This is a genomic window from Anaerococcus hydrogenalis, from assembly GCF_002871895.1.
GTDB lineage: Bacteria > Bacillota > Clostridia > Tissierellales > Peptoniphilaceae > Anaerococcus > Anaerococcus hydrogenalis.
On sequence record NZ_PNHP01000001.1, the window covers coordinates 154,188 to 172,166 of the forward strand.

The 17,979-nt window shown below is 28.6% G+C and carries 17 protein-coding genes; 15 read left to right on the forward strand and 2 right to left on the reverse strand.

Going from position 1 to position 17,979, the window contains the following annotated elements:
* Nucleotides 1–137: 137 nt before the first annotated feature.
* From CJ192_RS00710 to CJ192_RS00750, 9 genes are all read left to right on the forward strand, one after another.
* Nucleotides 138–1,043 (forward strand): DMT family transporter, encoded by a 906-nt coding sequence (locus tag CJ192_RS00710; RefSeq protein ID WP_102197387.1) that lies wholly within the window; start codon nt 138–140, stop codon nt 1,041–1,043.
* Between the two features lie 141 nt (nt 1,044–1,184).
* Complete coding sequence (locus tag CJ192_RS00715) at nt 1,185–1,625, forward strand: ribosome maturation factor RimP (RefSeq protein WP_004817439.1); 441 nt, start codon at nt 1,185–1,187, stop codon at nt 1,623–1,625.
* Nucleotides 1,626–1,633: 8 nt separating this feature from the next.
* Nucleotides 1,634–2,866 carry a transcription termination factor NusA gene (gene nusA, locus CJ192_RS00720; protein WP_102197388.1) on the forward strand — a complete coding sequence of 411 codons (1,233 nt, stop codon included), beginning with the start codon at nt 1,634–1,636 and terminating at the stop codon, nt 2,864–2,866.
* Between the two features lie 21 nt (nt 2,867–2,887).
* A complete protein-coding gene (gene rnpM / locus CJ192_RS00725; RefSeq protein ID WP_102197389.1) occupies nt 2,888–3,145 on the forward strand; it encodes an RNase P modulator RnpM in 258 nt (85 codons plus the stop codon).
* Between the two features lie 13 nt (nt 3,146–3,158).
* Nucleotides 3,159–5,300, forward strand: a complete 2,142-nt coding sequence (infB, locus tag CJ192_RS00730) for a translation initiation factor IF-2 (protein WP_102197390.1) — start codon at nt 3,159–3,161, stop codon at nt 5,298–5,300.
* 2 nt (nt 5,301–5,302) lie between these two features.
* A complete protein-coding gene (gene rbfA / locus CJ192_RS00735) occupies nt 5,303–5,686 on the forward strand; it encodes a 30S ribosome-binding factor RbfA (RefSeq protein WP_004814152.1) in 384 nt (127 codons plus the stop codon).
* Nucleotides 5,664–6,644: a DHH family phosphoesterase gene (locus tag CJ192_RS00740; protein WP_102197391.1), complete on the forward strand. Its 981-nt coding sequence runs from the start codon at nt 5,664–5,666 to the stop codon at nt 6,642–6,644. Before rbfA ends, CJ192_RS00740 begins: the two co-directional genes overlap by 23 nt.
* Nucleotides 6,637–7,521, forward strand: a complete 885-nt coding sequence (gene truB / locus CJ192_RS00745) for a tRNA pseudouridine(55) synthase TruB (protein WP_102197392.1) — start codon at nt 6,637–6,639, stop codon at nt 7,519–7,521. Before CJ192_RS00740 ends, truB begins: the two co-directional genes overlap by 8 nt.
* Entirely contained in the window at nt 7,511–8,455 is a 945-nt protein-coding gene (locus tag CJ192_RS00750; RefSeq protein WP_102197393.1) for a bifunctional riboflavin kinase/FAD synthetase, read from the forward strand. Before truB ends, CJ192_RS00750 begins: the two co-directional genes overlap by 11 nt.
* 70 nt (nt 8,456–8,525) lie before the next feature.
* Here the strand turns inward: CJ192_RS00750 and CJ192_RS00755 are convergent, their stop codons facing one another.
* Nucleotides 8,526–9,821: a sensor histidine kinase gene (locus CJ192_RS00755; protein ID WP_102197394.1), complete on the reverse strand. Its 1,296-nt coding sequence runs from the start codon at nt 9,819–9,821 to the stop codon at nt 8,526–8,528.
* A 2-nt stretch (nt 9,822–9,823) separates the two neighbouring features.
* The gene (locus tag CJ192_RS00760) at nt 9,824–10,519 is read right to left on the reverse strand and encodes a response regulator transcription factor (protein ID WP_102197395.1); all 696 of its coding nucleotides are present in this window, start codon (nt 10,517–10,519) and stop codon (nt 9,824–9,826) included.
* Nucleotides 10,520–10,643: 124 nt separating this feature from the next.
* Between CJ192_RS00760 and CJ192_RS00765 the strand changes: the two genes are divergently transcribed.
* From CJ192_RS00765 to CJ192_RS00790, 6 genes are all read left to right on the forward strand, one after another.
* Nucleotides 10,644–11,537, forward strand: coding sequence for an ABC transporter ATP-binding protein (locus CJ192_RS00765; RefSeq protein WP_102197396.1), 894 nt, complete (start codon nt 10,644–10,646; stop codon nt 11,535–11,537).
* A complete protein-coding gene (locus tag CJ192_RS00770; RefSeq protein ID WP_102197397.1) occupies nt 11,538–12,290 on the forward strand; it encodes an ABC-2 transporter permease family protein in 753 nt (250 codons plus the stop codon).
* A gap of 8 nt (nt 12,291–12,298) precedes the next feature.
* Nucleotides 12,299–13,000 (forward strand): ABC transporter permease, encoded by a 702-nt coding sequence (locus CJ192_RS00775; RefSeq protein ID WP_102197398.1) that lies wholly within the window; start codon nt 12,299–12,301, stop codon nt 12,998–13,000.
* 136 nt (nt 13,001–13,136) lie between these two features.
* Complete coding sequence (rpsO, locus tag CJ192_RS00780; protein ID WP_102197399.1) at nt 13,137–13,403, forward strand: 30S ribosomal protein S15; 267 nt, start codon at nt 13,137–13,139, stop codon at nt 13,401–13,403.
* A gap of 48 nt (nt 13,404–13,451) precedes the next feature.
* On the forward strand, nt 13,452–15,560 hold the full coding sequence (locus tag CJ192_RS00785) for a polyribonucleotide nucleotidyltransferase (RefSeq protein WP_102197400.1): 2,109 nt from the start codon (nt 13,452–13,454) through the stop codon (nt 15,558–15,560).
* Nucleotides 15,561–15,720: 160 nt separating this feature from the next.
* Nucleotides 15,721–17,979: a DNA translocase FtsK gene (locus CJ192_RS00790; RefSeq protein ID WP_102197401.1), complete on the forward strand. Its 2,259-nt coding sequence runs from the start codon at nt 15,721–15,723 to the stop codon at nt 17,977–17,979.

The following is a 17,979-nucleotide window of genomic DNA, read 5'->3' on the forward strand; positions in this document are numbered from 1 at the left end:
ATATAACAAATAAAAGCAATTAATTATCAAAGTCAAGCGATTTTGTTAGAATTTTTATTATTTTTATTAAAATAATATTACAAATGTTTAAATTTTTGATATAATAAAGCAAAGATTTTATAAATGTAGGAGTAAATATGAAAAACAAACATAGAGGAGAATTGCTTTTATTTTTAACTTCCTTTATTTGGGGCTTTGCTTTTATTGCACAAAAATTAGGAAGTGATTACATACCACCCTTTACCTTTAATTTTTTAAGAAACCTAGTTGCAGGTATTTTTTTATTTTTTTATTTAATTTTTAGAAGAAAGAAAAGTAATAAAAAAATGGATGCCTACACAAAAACAGAAACTATTAGGGGAGCTATAGCTACAGGTATAGTAATGGCAATTGCTGTAAGTTTTCAACAAATTGGGGTCTATTATACAACAAGTGGTAAGGCAGGATTTATAACCTCCCTTTATGTTGTTATAGTTCCAATTTTTGCAATTTTTATGGGGAAAAAAGTCTCAAAAAAAACTGGAATTTCTATAATATTAGCTCTTATAGGACTTTATTTACTTACAGTTAAGGTTGAAGATGGATTTTCTGTAAATAAGGGAGATATTTTAATTTTTGTAGGGTCTTTATTTTTTGCCTTCCATATCTTATTTATAGATTATTACTCACCAAAGTCTGACAGTGTAAAAATGTCCATGTTGCAATTTTTTATAGCAAGCTTTATATCCTTTTGTTTAATGATTTTATTTGAAAAGCCAGATATAAATTTGATTTTAAAGGGAATCCTTGCAATCTTATATTTGGGAATTTTTTCTTCGGGACTTGGTTATACTTTACAAATTATTGCTCAAAAAGATACAGATCCTACAATTTCAAGTTTAATCTTGTCACTTGAGGCAGTTTTCGCTGCATTTTTTGGATTTTTATTTTTAAAGGAAGTTCCGGTTGGTAGGGAAATTTTTGGTGCAATTCTTATGTTTATGGCAATAATTTTATCTCAAATTCCTGATTCTTTAATTAAAAAAATATTAAAAATAAAGTAAAAAAAGTTTGGGATAGTTTTAAAAATATCCCAAACTTTTTTTATATGACCTATAAAAATTGAAACTTGATCATTAAAGAGTATAATTATTTTAGGCAAAGAGTGGACAAATCCACTCTTTTAATATGTAAAGGGGAAGGTTATGGATTTAATTAGTAAATTAAAAGAAAATTTAGAAAGTGATATTAACAATCTTGGATATGAGCTTGTTGATATTGAATTTGTTACTGAAGGCAAGAATAAAATATTGAGATTTTTTATCTACAAAGATGGGGGAATCACAATTGATGATTGCGAAAAAACATCTAACTTATTAAGCGAAAGATTAGATGAAATTGATCTTATAAAATCCTTCTATTATTTAGAAGTATCTTCTCCTGATCTTTCAAGACCACTTAAAACTGATAGAGATTTAGAAAGAAACAAAGATGAGCTTTTAGAAGTAAAGCTTAAAAATGGTGAGAAGTTTTTAGCAAATATTGAGGAAATAAAAGAAGATTCCTTAGTATTTAAGTGTGAAGACGGACAAAAAGAAGTAGACAAAAATGAAATTAAGACTATTAAAATTGAGATAGTCTTCTAGGGGGAAAGATGAATAAAGAATTTATAATTGCCTTAGAGGAACTTGAAAAAAGTAAAAATGTCGATAAGAAAATAATTCTTGAGGCATTGGAAAAAGCCTTGGTAAAATCTTATCAAAAAAACTATGAAAACAATGAAAATGTCGATGTAAATATCGATGAAGAAACAGGAGAAATCGAAGTATATTCTCTTAAAAATGTAGTAGATGAGGTTAATGATCCAATAGCTGAAATTTCTAAGACAAAGGCTAGAGAAATTGATTCAAAACTTGATTTGGGAGATATTTGTAGGGTGAAAATTGCCCCTAAGAATTTTGGTAGAGTTGCAGCTCAAACTGCAAGAAATATTGTCCTACAAAAAATTAGAGATGCCCAAAGAGATTCAGTTTATTCTGAATATTTGGACAGGGCAAATGAGATTATTACAGGTGTTGTACAAAGAGAAGATAAGTATAATGTATATATAAATCTTGATAAAATTGAAGGAATAATTCCTTTAAAAGAACAAGTTGAAAATGAAAAATATATACCAAACCAAAGAATAAAAGTATTAATTAAAGATGTAAAAAATACAACAAAGGAACCACAAATTATCTTATCAAGAAAAGATAAGGATTTAGTTGTAAGATTGTTTGAACTTGAAGTTCCAGAAATAACTAATGGAATTATAGAAATTTATGGAATTGATAGGGAAGCAGGTTCTAGGACAAAAATAGCTGTATTTTCAAATGATCCAGAAATAGATTCTATTGGAGCATGCATTGGTTTTAAGGGAAGTCGTGTAAATTCAATTGTAGAAGAATTACAAGGCGAAAAAATTGATATAATCAATTATGATAAAGATATAAAAACTTTTATAAAAAATTCCCTATCACCTGCAGAAATCAATGAAGTTTATATCAATGATATGAAAAAACAATCATTGGTTGTTGTAAGAGAAGATCAACTTTCACTAGCAATTGGTAAGGAAGGACAAAATGCAAGACTTGCAGCAAGACTTACAGGCTGGAAAATTGATATAAAAAGTCAAGAAGAATTTGATAAATTAGACCAAGAAGAAATTGATGAAATACTTGGCCTTAATGAAGAAGAAGACGAAATAATAGAAAATATAGATGGTGAAATAGAAAATAGCTTAGACCAAGTTGAAGATGAAACTGATTTTATAGAAGATGATATAGAAAATCTATCAGAAGATCTTGACCAAATTATTAAAGAAGATATTGAAAAAAGTGAAGAATAACTTATTAATAATGGTGAAAAAATGAAACAAAGAAAAGTACCACAAAGAAAATGTATAGTATGTGGAGAAAACAAAGATAAAAATGATTTAATTAGGATAGTTAAGAACAAAGAAGAAGGAATTATCCTAGATCCTACTGGCAAAAAAAATGGTAGGGGAGCTTATATATGCAAAGATGAAAAATGCATAAATGAAGCAAAGAAGAAAAGAAAATTAGAAAAAGTTTTTAAAACTGAAATTAGTGATGATCTTTATGAGGAGATAATTGCTATGAAATAAAAGAGGTGATTAGATGGCTAACAAATTAAGAATATATGAATTAGCAAAAAACTACAACAAAACAACTAAGGAAATGCTCAAACTACTAAAAGAAGAGTTTGGACTTGAAATAAAATCACACATGTCTGTACTTGGTGGAGATGATTTAGCTATAGTAGAAGAATACTTTAGTGATAATAAAAATGAAGATAAAAATAAAAATCAAATAAAAGAGAAAAAGGACGATAAAAAAATAGAAAATAAAGATAAAAAAGAAGAAAAAATTTCAGAAAATAAATCTTCAAAAAATAAAAAAAATAAGAAGTCATCAAACAAAAAAGATAAGAAAAAAAATAAAAAACAAAATAAAAGATCAAAAAAATCAACAAAAAGAGACATAAAAGCTGATAATAATGATGATGGAAATATCTACATTCCAGAATCAATTTCAGTAAAATCTTTTGCAGAAAAAATTGATGAAAATGCCAACCAAGTAATAATGAAGTTAATGGGACTTGGAGTAATGGCAGGTCTTAATGATCAAATAGATTTTAAACAAGCAGAACTTGTGGCTCTTGAATTTAATAAAGAAATTTCAAAAGAAGTTAAACTAGATGAAGTTGAAATCCAAGAAAAAGATCTAGATTATGAAGATGATGAAAAAGATTTACAATCTCGTCCACCAGTTGTTTCTGTAATGGGTCACGTTGACCATGGTAAAACCTCAATTCTTGATGCTATTAGAAATACACAATTTGCATCTGGAGAAGCTGGAGGAATTACTCAACATATTGGTGCTTCAACTGTAGATGTAAATGATAAAGAAATTGTATTTTTGGATACACCAGGCCACGAAGCCTTCACTCAAATGAGAATGAGAGGGGCTCAATCAACAGATATAGCAATCTTGGTAGTAGCAGGTGATGATGGTGTAATGCCACAAACAATTGAGGCTATTAACCACGCAAAAGCAGCAGGTATTCCAATAATTGTAGCTATAAATAAAATGGATAAGGAAGAAAGTGATCCAAATAGAGTAAAACAAGAATTAACAGAATATGGTTTAGTTTCTGAAGACTGGGGTGGAGATACTATTATGGTAGAAGTATCTGCAAGAACTGGTGATGGAATTAAAGAATTATTGGAGATGGTTTTACTTGTTGCTGAAATGAGAGAATTAAAAGCTAATCCAAATAGAGATGCTGTAGGAATTATTATTGAAGCTCAACTTGATAAGGCAAGAGGTGCTGTTGCAACTGTTCTTGTTCAAAAAGGAACCCTTCATGATAAAGATTATGTAGTGACAGGATCATCATCAGGAAGAATAAGGGCAATGTTTAATTCAAAAGGGCAAGCAATTTCTGAAGCTGGTCCATCAACACCCGTACAAATTTTAGGTCTAAGCGATGTTGCAGAAGCTGGAGATAAAATTTTTGCTGTTGAAGATGAAAAAATAGCAAGAGCCTATGCTGATCGTGCAAAAGAGCAAAAAAGAGAAGAAAGACTAATTCAAAAATCTAACACCAACCTAGAAGATATGTACGAAGGCATTGAAGAAGGTGAATTAAAAGAATTAAATATTATAGTAAAAACTGATGTAAAAGGAACTGTAGATGCAGTTGCAAGCTCATTTTCAAAATTATCAAATGAAGAAGTTTTTGTAAATGTAATTGCAGGAGCTGTAGGTGGAATTTCTGAATCAGATGTTCTACTAGCTCAAGCATCAAATGCTATAATAATTGGATTTAATGTTCGTCCAACTCAAGGTGCCCTACAAATGGCAGAAGAAAATAATATAGAAATTAGAACATACTCAATAATATATGAAGCAATTGAAGATGTAGAAAAAGCACTAAAGGGAATGCTTGATCCAGAATTCGAAGAAAAAATTCTAGGACGTGCAAAGGTTCAAGAAACTTTCAAAATTCCAAGTGCCGGAACAATTGCAGGTGTTCTTGTAACAAACGGATCAATACCAAGAAGTGCAAAAATAAGATTGTTAAGAGATAATGTTGTAATCTTTGATGGAGAAATTGAATCAATGAAAAGATTTAAAGATGATGCCAAAGTATTAAATAATGGATACGAAGGTGGAATTGGTCTTGAAAAATTCAATGACATCAAAGAAGGCGACGAGCTTGAAGCATATGAAATGGTAGAAAAAGAAAGAGTTTAATTATGGATAAGAGAAGAACCTTAAAAATATCTTCACAAATGCAAAAAGAATTATCAAAAATTTTGGCAGAAGATATCAATGATCCAAGATTATCTGATAATGTTATAGTTTCTATAACAGATGTTGAAGTAACAAATGATTTGTCCTATGCTGATATTTTTGTATCAGTTTTGGGCGATGATAGTAAAAAAGAATCTGTAATAGAAGCACTTGAACAAGCAAAAGGCTACATGAAAAAATTAATTGGCGAGAGAATGAGATTAAGGTCTATGCCAGAATTTAGGTTTAAGTATGATAATTCTATCGAACATGGCGTATATATGGATAAGCTTATAGCTGAAACCATAAAAAAGGATGAAAAAAATGCCAAAAATCGAGAAGATTAGTCAAAAAGATTTAGAAAAATTTAAAAATTTTATAGACCAAGCCCAATCAATTGCAATTTCAGCCCATATAAATCCAGATGGAGATGCTCTTGGCTCCTCTCTTTCTCTAAGAAAATCTTTAGAACTTTACGGCAAAAAAGCTGAAGTAATTAAAATAAGTGAGGTAGATGATTATTTAAAATTTCTACCTCAACTTAAAAATTATAAAGAGCCTAGTCAAGAGGAATATGATTTATTTATAATTGTAGATTGTTCAGAATTTGATAGGATTGATAAGGCAATTGAAATTTGCAAAAATTCTAAAAAAGTTTTAGTGATTGATCATCATGAAGGTGGATCAATTAAAACAGATTTAAATATAATTCACTCAGATTCACCTGCAAGTTGTGAGCTTGTTTATGAAATTATAAATAGGTTAAATCTTCCAATAGATGAGGAAATTGCAACTTTATTGTATGTAGGCTTAGTTACAGATACAGGAAGGTTTTTATATTCAAATATAAGTGAACTAACTTTTTATACAGCAGCAGATCTTTATAAAAAAGGTGCAAATTTTGAAATGATTTATAAAAATCTCTATCAAAATAAGGAAATTTCAAAATTACAATTTGAAAATTATATTCTAAACAAGGTGGAATTTAATAAACCTTATGCCCTTGTTGGGGTTAGCCAAAAAATGTGCCAAGATTATAATATGCAAATGGGTGATAGCGAATCTGTTGTAAATATGCTTAGGGATTTGAAAGGAATTGAAGTAGCCTGTCTTGTAAAAGAATATGGAGAAAATGAATTTAAAATTTCTCTAAGAAGCAAGGACTATCTTGATGTATCTGAGATTGCAAGAAATAATGGGGGTGGTGGCCATATAAGGGCTGCTGGTTTTACCCTTAATGAAAAAACAATGGATAGGGCAATTTGTAAAATGAAAGATATTTTAAAAGAGGCATTAAATGACTAGTGGAATATTATTAATTGATAAGAATACCGGAGCATCATCCGGAAAAATTGTATATCAAGCAAGAAAGAAACTAGGCATAAAAAAAATAGGCCATGCAGGAACTCTTGATCCTCTTGCAACTGGCCTTTTGCCACTTTTAATCAACAAAGCTACAAGAGTTTCAGACTTTTTAATGGATGAGGTTAAAATTTATGAAACTCTTGCATTTTTTGGTCAAAAAACAGATAGCCAGGATATAACGGGAGAAATTTTAGAAAAATCATCGAAAACTTTTGAATTTGATGATTTAAAAAAAGCGATTGATGAAAATTTTGTTGGAGAAATTCTTCAAACACCACCCATGTATTCAGCCCTAAAACACAAGGGTAAAAAACTATATGAGCTTGCAAGAGAAGGAAAGTCAATTGAAAGAAAAAAAAGAAAAATAAAAATTTATGATTTTGAAATTCTAGACTTCAATTTTCCTTATGCAAGACTTAGGATAAGATGCTCAAAGGGAACTTATATAAGAACTCTTGTAAATGATTTGGGTGAAATTTTACAAACTTTTGCTACAGTCAAGGAGCTTAGAAGGATAAAAGTTGGAGATTTTGATGTAGAAGATGCCATTAAAATGGAAGATTTTGAAAAAATGCAAGCTGATCAAATTATAAAAAATTTAATTCCAATTGATAAGGCTCTTTGTCAGTACGAAAAAATAGTTTTGGATAAATCTTATTATAAACAAGCTACAAATGGGATGACCATGAAAGTAGATTATGGGAAAAATGTTGATAATTATTTAAGAGTATATGTTGGTGATTTATTTATAGGTCTTGGAGAGTATAAGAATGAAAACAAGACTTTGAAGATAAAGAAGGTGTTTTATGAAAGATAATATAAAAATTTTTGATTTAGATTTTAATGAATTTGACCTTTCTCCAAAGGCTGTAAGCCTTGGAAATTTTGATGGAGTCCATAGGGGCCACCAAAAACTTATGAAAGAAAATATAGAAATTTCAAAAGAAAAAAATTTAACACCTTCAGTATTATTATTTAAAGAAAACACTAAAAATATCCTAAATGGAGAAAAAGAATACCTAACAAGCCTTGAAGATAAGATAGAAATTTTAAAAAATATAGGTATAGAATGTTTTTGCCTTTTAGAATTTTCTGATGAGTTTAAAAACTTGTCTCCTTATGAATTTATTGAAGAAATTTTATATAAGAAATTAAATACCAAATATGTCATTGTTGGTGATAATTATAGGTTTGGGAAAATGGCAAAAGGAGATATAAAAACTCTAAAAAAATATGAAGAAGATTTTGCCTACAAAACAAAAGTTGTAGATTTTGAATTGGATGATGGAAAAATTATTAATTCAACCGATATAAGACAGATGGTAAGAGATGGGGAAATTGAAAAAGCAAACAAGGACTTGGGTCACCCTTTTAAAATGCAAGGAAAAGTTATAAAAGGAGCCCAAAGAGGAAGACTTTTAAATTTTCCAACAGCAAACCTTAAGCCATCTTTTAAATATACTACGGCAAAATCTGGGGTTTATTTTACCAAGGTAAATATTGATAGGGATTTTTATTATGCCCTAACAGATATTGGAACAAATCCAACTTTTGAAAATAAAGAAGTAAAAATTGAAACCTATATTATGGATTTTTCAAAAAATATTTACGGTAAAAATATAAGTATAGAGTTTTTAGAATATTTAAGATCTGATTATAAATTTAATTCAGCTGATGAGTTAATAGAGCAAATGGAAAAAGACAAAGAAACTGGCAGAAAGTTAATGGAAAAATATAATAATAAAGCTTAGCTAGAAAGTTAAAAATACCAGACCTAGATTTAATGCTAGATCTGGTATTTTTTAGTGTTTTAAATTATATTTAATCCTGATAAGCAAAAATAAAGCTTATTTCAAGGCCTGGGTTTTTATTTTTTATAATAAATTTTCCCTCATGTAATTGTGCAATTTGTTTGGATATAAGTATACCTAAACCGTGCCTTCTTATATTGGTCAAATCTTCCTTATAAATTTTTTCTATAATATCTTCATCTAATCCATTTCCTTCATCTAATATAGTAATATTTATCATTTGATTAGAATCGGAAATAATAAGCATGATTTTTCCATTAGTATAGGTAAGAGAATTTTTTAAAATATTTTCTAGCATTCTATAAAATAAAATAGGGTCCATTTTGATTTTTATATCTTGGTTTTTCATCCTGTTATCAAAAATAATTTCTTTTTTTGGATTTTCATTTAATTTATCTACAATAAGTTTTCTAATTATTTTTATAGGGCTTTCCTTAGAAAAATTTTCTCTATCTATGTTAGAAAGTGACAAGGTGAGATTTAAACCCTCTAAAATATTTGAAATTTTTAAAACTTGGTCTTGTATATTTTTTAAGTCAATATTTTCCCTATTATCCTTGCTTATTTCCCAAGAAATTTTTGCTAGGGGAGTTCTTACGTCATGGCTTAAGCCTCTAATCCATTTTTCTTGAGAATTTTTTAAATTATTATACTTTTCATTGGCCCTATTAATAGAAATAGCCAAGTCTTTTAATTCTCCATATTCATCTAAGCCTTCATAGTCATTCTCGTATAGGCTGTCAATCGCTTTTTGAAATGGTAGGATATTTTTAAAAATATTTTTAATATCAATCCTATAAAATATATAAACAAATACGAAAAATAAAAGTACAAATAAGGCAAATAGTTGTAAATTAAAAATGAAATTTTTGTAATTGTAATAATTGAAAGGAAACTTATCCAAAGAATCTTTAGGATAGGCAAATAAAATCAACCCATCTCCTGCTATGTAGGTAAAAACAGGATAATCTGCCAAATAAAACCTAGTAAATTTTGCCACATCCGTAATATTAAACTTATTCTTAACTTCTTTTGGTTTATTAAAACTTTCTATAATTTTTCCATCCTTATCAAGCCTTATAGACCAAATGTTTTTTTCTTCTAAATATTTTTTATTTTTATCATTTAGATAAGTTTTTCCTTTATTTGCTTTTACATAAGAATAAAGGTCATTAGGATTTTCATACTTATTATTTAGCCTGTAGTTTAAATAAAGAAAGGTCATAAATAAAAAAATAAGAAAAAACATCAAAAATAAGATCCTAAAAACTATTTTTTTAAACCTTTTTAAAATATAATTAAACATTTCTACCCCTTATCAACTAGCTTATAACCAAGTCCCTTTATAGTTATGAGAATTTTTGGATCTCTTGGATTATCCTCAAGCTTTTCACGAAGTCTATATATGTGGGTTATCAGGGTATTTTCATAACCGTAAGAATTTTCCCAAATATGTTCTAAAATCCTATCAATTGAAACAATCATATTTATATTTTCACATAAGTAAGAAAGAATTTTAAATTGGGTGGCAGTTAGAGAAATTTCTTTTCCGTTTTTTATAAGAATTCCCTTATCTTTATCAAAAATAACTCCTCCCAAATTTATCTTTTGATTACCCTTAATTTTTTTACTTCTTCTTAAAACAGCATCTATCCTCCATAAAAGCTCATCAGGGAAAAAAGGTTTGACAAGATAGTCATCGGCCTTGTTTTTAAAACCTTCCTTCCTATCATCTATTCCATCAAGGGCAGATAAGATTATAACAGGAATATCAGAACTTTTTCTAAGCTCTTTTAATAAATCGAAACCACTCCCATCAGCAAGCATTAAGTCTAAAACAAGTAAATCAATTTTTAAATTTTCTAATTTAAACCTGGACTCCTTTAAATTTTTTGCAGTATAAACTTTTTTAAAACCCTTATTTTTTAAAAAATCATATAAATTTTCTAGTAAAATTTTTTCATCATCAACTATCAAAATATTAAAATCTCTTTTATTATCCATTTTAAACTCCTAACAAGCTAATTATACAACAGATATTTAATAAATTTATCATTGTGATGTAAAAGTGAGCTTGTTTAAAGTTTATTTTTATCTTTTTCTGTTAGTTTATATTTAGGAGGAAATTATGGAAAAAATATTGGAAATAAAAAACTTAAAAAAATCTTACAACAATAAAAGGGTCTTGGATATAGATTGTTTAGAAATTAAAGAAAAATCAATCTATGGTTTAATAGGAAAAAACGGTGCAGGTAAGTCGACCCTAATGAAAATTGTACTAGGTCTTGTAAAAAAAGATGAAGGTATGGTCAAAGTTTTTAACCAAGAAGTAAATGGAAAAAATCAAAAAAAATTAAATAAAAATTTGGGTGCCCTAATTGAAAATCCTTCTTTTTATGATCATTTAACAGGATATGAAAACCTAGAAATAATATCAAGCCTAAAGGGGGTAGATAAAAAAGAAATCTCAAAAACTTTAGACCTTGTAGGACTTAAAAATGTAGAGAAAAAGAAAGCTAGAGAATATTCTTTGGGCATGAAGCAAAGACTAGGAATTGCCATTGCCCTGATAGGAAGTCCTAAACTTTTGATTTTAGATGAGCCGATAAATGGTCTAGACCCTCAAGGGATAGAAGAGATGAGAAATTTATTTAAAAATATTGTAAAAAATACTTCTACAAGTATTTTAATCTCTTCACATATCCTAGATGAAATCGAAAAAATTTCAACTCACATAGGAATACTTAAAGAAGGAAAATTGACCTACAATGGAAGTTTAGAAGAATATAGAAGGCTTCATCCTCCATTTATATCAATGATTACATCCGATAACAAAAAAGCCTTGGAATTAATAGACCTTAACGAAGATAATCTAAAGGGAAAAAAGATTATTTTAGGAAAAAAATCAAACCAAGAAATCGGTGAAATTGTAAACTTTTTACATGGTAAGGTAGATATTTATAGGATAGAGGAAGAAAAAGAAAGTCTAGAAAAACTATTTATAGAAGAAAGTAGGTCCTAAATGAGAAATTTAGAAAGAAAAAAATTCAAAAAACTTGGAATAAACTTTTTGATAGTAATGGTATTTATTGGACAAATATTTATTGTGGCAGGTCTTAGCCATTCTAATACTTTCTTAAAGGCCGAATATCCCCTATTTTACATTCTTGACACATACTTATTTATATCTTTACTAATAAATCCTATATTAATTTCATCACTTGTAAAAAAAGTAATTGAAATTGAAGAAAAAAATAAGATGTGGCAGTTGCAAATAAGCCTTGGTGAAAATGTAAATTCTATTTTATTAGAAAAATTTAAAAACTTATCTTTAAAATTATTTTTATTACAAATAATTGAAGCTTTCATTTTTATTAAACTAGGAATTTCTTCAGATAAATTTATTATGAATAATGATGTGATTTTGAGATTTGTACTTGTAAATTTATCTTCTTTTATAATAAATTTATTCTTCTTAGGATTTTTTATGATAATAGAAATGAAAACAAAAAAGGTCTACACCCTATCCTTTATTTCATTAGTAGGAGGTCTTACTGGTGTAATAACAATGCTTACATCTGAAGTTTTATCTTTTATAAATCCTTTTGCTTGGATGGCAAGTCTTTTGAATATTTCCTATGTAAAAGAAGGAGATAAATTTGTTCAAGTATTAAATCCAATAAATTTTTATACCCTAATTATAGCTCTTGTATTTTTAATACTAAGCCTTATCTATCTAAAAACAATGAAATCTTACAACTTATACAAAGACTAGGAGGAAAAATGTTAAAATTAGAATTAAAAAAAATAAAATTTATAAATATTTTCATGGTAAGCCTAATCATCCCCTTACTTGCCAATATTTTTGGATTAATAAATTATATGGGAAATAGGGGGACTTTAAGCCATCAGTGGCAAAGTTTGTGGACCCAAGTAAGTTTATTTTACTTTTCATTTTTTTATATACCTTTAATAGCAATAATAATAGCAAGTCTATGGTCAACAGAACATAAGGCTGGACTTAAATTTATAAGATTAAGCCCAAAGAAAAATATGTCCTTTGTAATAGGAAAATTGATATTAGCCTTTATAATAATAAGTCTTTGTCAATTATATTTTTTAGCTCTTTTTTATCTTGGTGGAAAATTTATAGGAAATTTTTCTTCTATAAATTTTGACATATATTTTTACTATATAAGTCTTAGCATATTTTTGGCACTGCCAATAATTGCCATTTTTGGAGCTATTGCTATAAGAGTTAAATCTTTTGGAATAACAGTTTTTCTATCAAGTATTTTTACTATTGTAGGATTTATAACAGCATTTAAATCTTTAAAAATAATAGGACTTAGCTTTCTAGCAATTGAATCTAATAACTTCAGATTAATAAGTATAGATGATTTTCTTATACTAGCTTTTTTTGCAATAGGAGAATTAATATTATTTTTATATTTTTCTAATAAATTTTTAAAGTACGAAAATTAATTCTAGATAAAATTTAAATATTATTTTTCTTTGCAAATATAAAGATATTTGGTATAATATCAAAGATACCTTAACTATGAACTAAGCTTCCTCAGACTATTTCATGGTTATGGCGAATAAATTTTAGGAGGATTTTATGTTAAATAAAGATCAAAAAACACAAATTATTAAAGAATTTCAAAAAGACGAAAAAGACACAGGTTCACCAGAAGTTCAAATAGCTATTCTTACTCAAAGAATCAAAGAACTTACAGAACACTTAAAAGTTAACAAAAAAGACCACTCTTCAAGAAGAGGACTTTTCAAAATGATTAGACGTAGAAAAGGTCTTTTAAATTATTTAATGGATAATGATATTGAAAGATATCGTGAAATCATTGAAAAACTTGGTTTAAGAAAATAGTTAAATATGACGGGAATTATCCCGTCTTTTTTGTAGTTAGGAGAAAAAATGGAAAAAACTTATGAATATAAGTCACAAAATGGCTCTGATCTTTCTATAACAATTGGAAAGGTTGCTGAGCAAACTAATGGAGAATGTCTCATTAGAAGTGGAGATACAATTTTATTAGTTACAGCTGTAGCAAGTGATAAGCCAAGAGAGGGAATAGATTTTTTCCCACTTATTTGTGACTACCAAGAAAAACTTTATGCAGTTGGAAAAATCCCTGGTGGATTTATTAAAAGAGAAGGAAAGGCATCTGATAAGGCTATTTTGATTTCACGTCAAATGGATAGACCTTTAAGACCACTTTTCCCAGAAAATTTTTACAATGATGTTCAAGTAATTGCTACACCATTTTCAGTAGATGAAGATAATGAACCAGATTGCATGACAACAATTGGAGCTTCAATTGCCCTTGGAATTTCTGATATTCCTTTTTATGGACCAGTTGCAGCAGTTTCTGTTGGATATGTTGATGGAAAATTTATTGTAAATCCAAATAAGGAACAAAGAGAAAAAACTTCTTTAAATTTAACGGTTGCAGGAACAGCTGATGCAATCAACATGGTTGAAGCTGGTGCAAATGAATTATCAGAAGATGAAATGCTTGAGGCTATGATGGTAGCCCACGCAGAAATTAAAGAAATTTGCTCTTTTATCCAAACAATTATCGATGATATTGGAAAAGAAAAAATGGAAGTAGCAGAAGAAGTTGAAACTGAACTTCAAAGAAAAATAAAAGATAAATACACAGAAGATATTAAAAATTCTATTAGAACAACAGATAAGGTTCAAAGAGAAGATGATATCAATGCAATTGAAGAAAAATGTAGGGAAGACTTCTTAGAAGAATTTCCAGAAAGTGAAGATGAAATTCACAAAACTGTAGATTCTATTATGAAAAAAGAAGTTAGAAGAATGATTTCTATTGATAAAATTAGACCTGATGGACGTAAAATGACAGAAATTCGTCCTTTATCTGCAGAAGCTGGACTTTTACCAAGAGCTCACGGGTCAGGATTATTCCAAAGAGGACAAACTCAAGTTTTATCAGTTCTAACTTTAGGTTCACCTGGAGAAGAGCAAGTAATTGATTCAATGAATAGGGAAGAAATTACAAAAAGATATATTCACCAATATAACTTCCCACCATTTTGCGTTGGAGATATTAGACCTTTAAGAGGACCTGGAAGACGTGAAGTAGGACATGGACACTTGGCAGAGAGAGCTTTGATTCCAGTTTTGCCTGATACAAAAGATTTTCCTTACACAATTAGAGTTGTAAGTGAAGTTTTATCATCAAACGGATCATCTTCACAAGCATCAATTTGTGGATCAACCTTATCATTGATGGATGCTGGTGTTCCAATTAAAAAACCTGTTGCAGGAATTGCTATGGGATTAATAAAAGAAGAAGATTCAATTTCAATTCTTACAGATATTCAAGGACTAGAAGATCACCTTGGAGATATGGACTTTAAAGTTGCAGGAACAAAAGATGGTATAACAGCCCTACAAATGGATATGAAAATTTCTGGAATTAATAAAGAAGTCTTACAAGAAGCCTTAGCAGATGCCCATGAAGCTAGACTTAAAATTCTTGATGTAATAACATCAGCAATTGATAAACCAAGAGAAGATTTATCAAAATATGCTCCAAGAATTTTTTCCATAGACGTAGATCCAGAAAAAGTTAGGGATGTAATTGGTGCTGGTGGAAAAACAATTAATAAAATAATTGATGAAACTGGTGTAAAAATTGAAACAGAAGATGATGGACATATAACTGTTGCAAGCAATGATGGAGATAGTGGGAAAAAAGCTATCCAAATGATTAAATCAATTGTAACAGATCCAAAAGCTGGAGATATTTACGAAGGTGAAGTAAAAAGAATAATGAACTTTGGTGCCTTCGTAGAAATTGCTATTGGAAAAGAAGGACTTTTACACATATCACAAATTGATACAAAAAGAACAGAAAAAGTTGAAGATGTATTAAAAATTGGAGATAAGGTAAGGGTAAAGGTAACAGAAATTGATAGGCAAGGAAGAATTAATCTTTCAAGAAAAGCCCTATTAATAGAAGAAGAGAAAAAACAATCTAAAGAAGACTAATTTTTAGATTATATAAACTAACTACAAAAAAGGTATAAGGTGAATTTTTAAATTTACCTTATACCAAAAATGAAATTTTGTAGAAGTTAAAAAGAAGGCTGCCAAATTATAGGCAGTTTATTTATTTTCCTTCTTGTTATATAATTTATATGAGGTGAATATGGCAAATACAAATAATAACAGGAAAAGAAAAAAATCAAAGTATGCAAAAAAATCTCCAAATCCTAAATTCAACAAGAAATCATTTTCTATTTTTTGTATGTTTATATCCTTGTTAGGATTTATTTTTTTAATCCTACCAAATACTGGAAGTCTTGGAGATTTTATTACATATACAAATTTCAAAATTTTTGGATTTATGTCCTATTTTGTTTTTGCTTTTATTTTTACAAGCTTTCTATTTGCCTTTAGGGATAAGTTTAAAGAAAATCTTAGGGTATTTAATATAATTTTTATCCTAATCATTCTTACAATGGCAATACTTTCTCTAAAATATCTAGGCAAAAATTTAAATGTTTCTATAAAAAATACCCAGACTTCACTTAAAAAATCAGGTGGATTTGTAGGTACTTATATTGGATTTTACTTGGAATCTTTTATAGGAAGTGCTGGAATAATTATTTTTTATATACTTATGTGGATAGCCTTAGTAAAAAATATGCTAGGCTTATCCTATAAGGATTTTTTGTCAAAAATAAAGGAAAAATCTCAAATTATTGGAAATATTCTTTGGAAATCATATATGAAAATTTCCAATAAAATTAAAACTTATTTTAAAGAAAAAAAACTTAAAAAAATAAAAAGTAAAAAAGAAAGTAGAAAAAAATCAAATCCAAAAGTTGAAAATCTAAATTCTACAAAAAAAATAGTAGAAAAAGAAGATGTTGAAGAAGATATAAATGATGATTTTGACCAAAGATTTGAAAGAGCTAAGATAAATTCTTATAAGTCAAAACAAGTTGACCTATCAGATTTTGACCAAACTTTTAAAGAAGAATACACCCTAAATTATAAGTTTCCCAAACTTGACCTTTTGGATGATAGGGACCATGAAGGTGAGGTTGATCAAGTTGATATTAAAGATAAGGCAAAAAGAATTGAAGAGTGTCTTGATTCTTTTGGAATAAAATCAAAGGTTGTTCAAATTAATATTGGGCCTACTGTAACTTGTTTTGAGCTAAAACCTCAAAGAGGAGTCAAGGTTTCAAAAATTTTAAATTTATCTGATGACTTATCTCTTGCTCTAGCAACAAGCGATATTAGAATAGAAGCTCCAATTCCTGGAAAAAGTCATGTAGGAATAGAAGTTCCAAACTCAGTAAAAGAAGTTGTTGGCTTAAAGGAAATGATAGCAAGCGAAGAATTTATAAAAAATAATAAAGAATTACCCTTTGTTTTGGGTAAATCTATATCGGGATCACCAAAAGTTTCTGCAATAGAAAAGATGCCCCACCTTCTTGTATCGGGAGCTACAGGATCTGGAAAAAGTGTTTGTATAAATACAATTATTATGTCAATTTTATATAAACATTCTCCGGACGAGGTGAAATTACTTTTAATAGATCCTAAAATTGTAGAACTTTCAATTTATAATGGAATTCCACATTTGATTATGCCAGTAATAACAGATCCTAAAAAAGCCTCATCATCATTGTTTTGGGCTATTAGGGAAATGGAAAGACGTTACAAATTATTTGAAGAAAATCATGTAAGGGATATTTCATCCTACAGAGATCTAACAGAAATTGATGAAAAAATAGAGAAATTACCTTATGTGGTCATAATAATTGACGAGCTTTCTGATTTGATGATGACAGCTGCAGGAGAAGTTGAAGATTATATTACAAGACTTGCCCAAAAATCAAGAGCCTGTGGAATACATTTAATTATAGCAACCCAAAGGCCAACAGTTGATGTAATAACTGGTACAATAAAAGCAAATATTCCATCAAGAATTGCCTTTGCAGTAACAAGTCAAATTGATTCAAGAACAATTCTTGATATGAGCGGGGCAGAGACCCTTTTAGGAAAAGGAGATATGTTATTTTCTCCGTCAGATGCAATGAAGCCTATGCGTATCCAAGGAGCTTTTGTATCAGATTCTGAAGTTTTGAGAGTTGTAAATTATATAAAACAAACTCGAGAAGAAGAATATGACAAAGAGGCTATGGAAACTGTGGAAGAAAAAACTAAAGTAGTTGAAAATGATGATGAAGATGAACTAATAAACGAGGCTATAGAAATTATTATTAATGAAAACACTGCTTCAGTTTCACTTTTGCAAAGAAAATTAAAGGTTGGTTATGCTAGGGCTGGAAGAATTATTGATCAGCTAGAAGCCCGTGGAGTTGTTGGTGGATATGAAGGAAGTAAGCCTAGAAAAGTTTTGGTAGATCATAGCTATTTAGAAGGAGAGTAA

Coding starts and splice junctions, on each gene's coding strand:
- rpsO (WP_102197399.1), top strand. CDS start 13,137: ATGTTAAATAAAGATCAAAAAACACAAATTATTAAAGAATTTCAAAAA.
- CJ192_RS00755 (WP_102197394.1), bottom strand. CDS start 9,821: ATGTTTAATTATATTTTAAAAAGGTTTAAAAAAATAGTTTTTAGGATC.
- nusA (WP_102197388.1), top strand. CDS start 1,634: ATGAATAAAGAATTTATAATTGCCTTAGAGGAACTTGAAAAAAGTAAA.
- CJ192_RS00765 (WP_102197396.1), top strand. CDS start 10,644: ATGGAAAAAATATTGGAAATAAAAAACTTAAAAAAATCTTACAACAAT.
- CJ192_RS00790 (WP_102197401.1), top strand. CDS start 15,721: ATGGCAAATACAAATAATAACAGGAAAAGAAAAAAATCAAAGTATGCA.
- rbfA (WP_004814152.1), top strand. CDS start 5,303: ATGGATAAGAGAAGAACCTTAAAAATATCTTCACAAATGCAAAAAGAA.
- CJ192_RS00775 (WP_102197398.1), top strand. CDS start 12,299: ATGTTAAAATTAGAATTAAAAAAAATAAAATTTATAAATATTTTCATG.
- CJ192_RS00740 (WP_102197391.1), top strand. CDS start 5,664: ATGCCAAAAATCGAGAAGATTAGTCAAAAAGATTTAGAAAAATTTAAA.
- truB (WP_102197392.1), top strand. CDS start 6,637: ATGACTAGTGGAATATTATTAATTGATAAGAATACCGGAGCATCATCC.
- CJ192_RS00750 (WP_102197393.1), top strand. CDS start 7,511: ATGAAAGATAATATAAAAATTTTTGATTTAGATTTTAATGAATTTGAC.
- CJ192_RS00785 (WP_102197400.1), top strand. CDS start 13,452: ATGGAAAAAACTTATGAATATAAGTCACAAAATGGCTCTGATCTTTCT.
- infB (WP_102197390.1), top strand. CDS start 3,159: ATGGCTAACAAATTAAGAATATATGAATTAGCAAAAAACTACAACAAA.
- CJ192_RS00715 (WP_004817439.1), top strand. CDS start 1,185: ATGGATTTAATTAGTAAATTAAAAGAAAATTTAGAAAGTGATATTAAC.
- rnpM (WP_102197389.1), top strand. CDS start 2,888: ATGAAACAAAGAAAAGTACCACAAAGAAAATGTATAGTATGTGGAGAA.
- CJ192_RS00760 (WP_102197395.1), bottom strand. CDS start 10,519: ATGGATAATAAAAGAGATTTTAATATTTTGATAGTTGATGATGAAAAA.
- CJ192_RS00710 (WP_102197387.1), top strand. CDS start 138: ATGAAAAACAAACATAGAGGAGAATTGCTTTTATTTTTAACTTCCTTT.
- CJ192_RS00770 (WP_102197397.1), top strand. CDS start 11,538: ATGAGAAATTTAGAAAGAAAAAAATTCAAAAAACTTGGAATAAACTTT.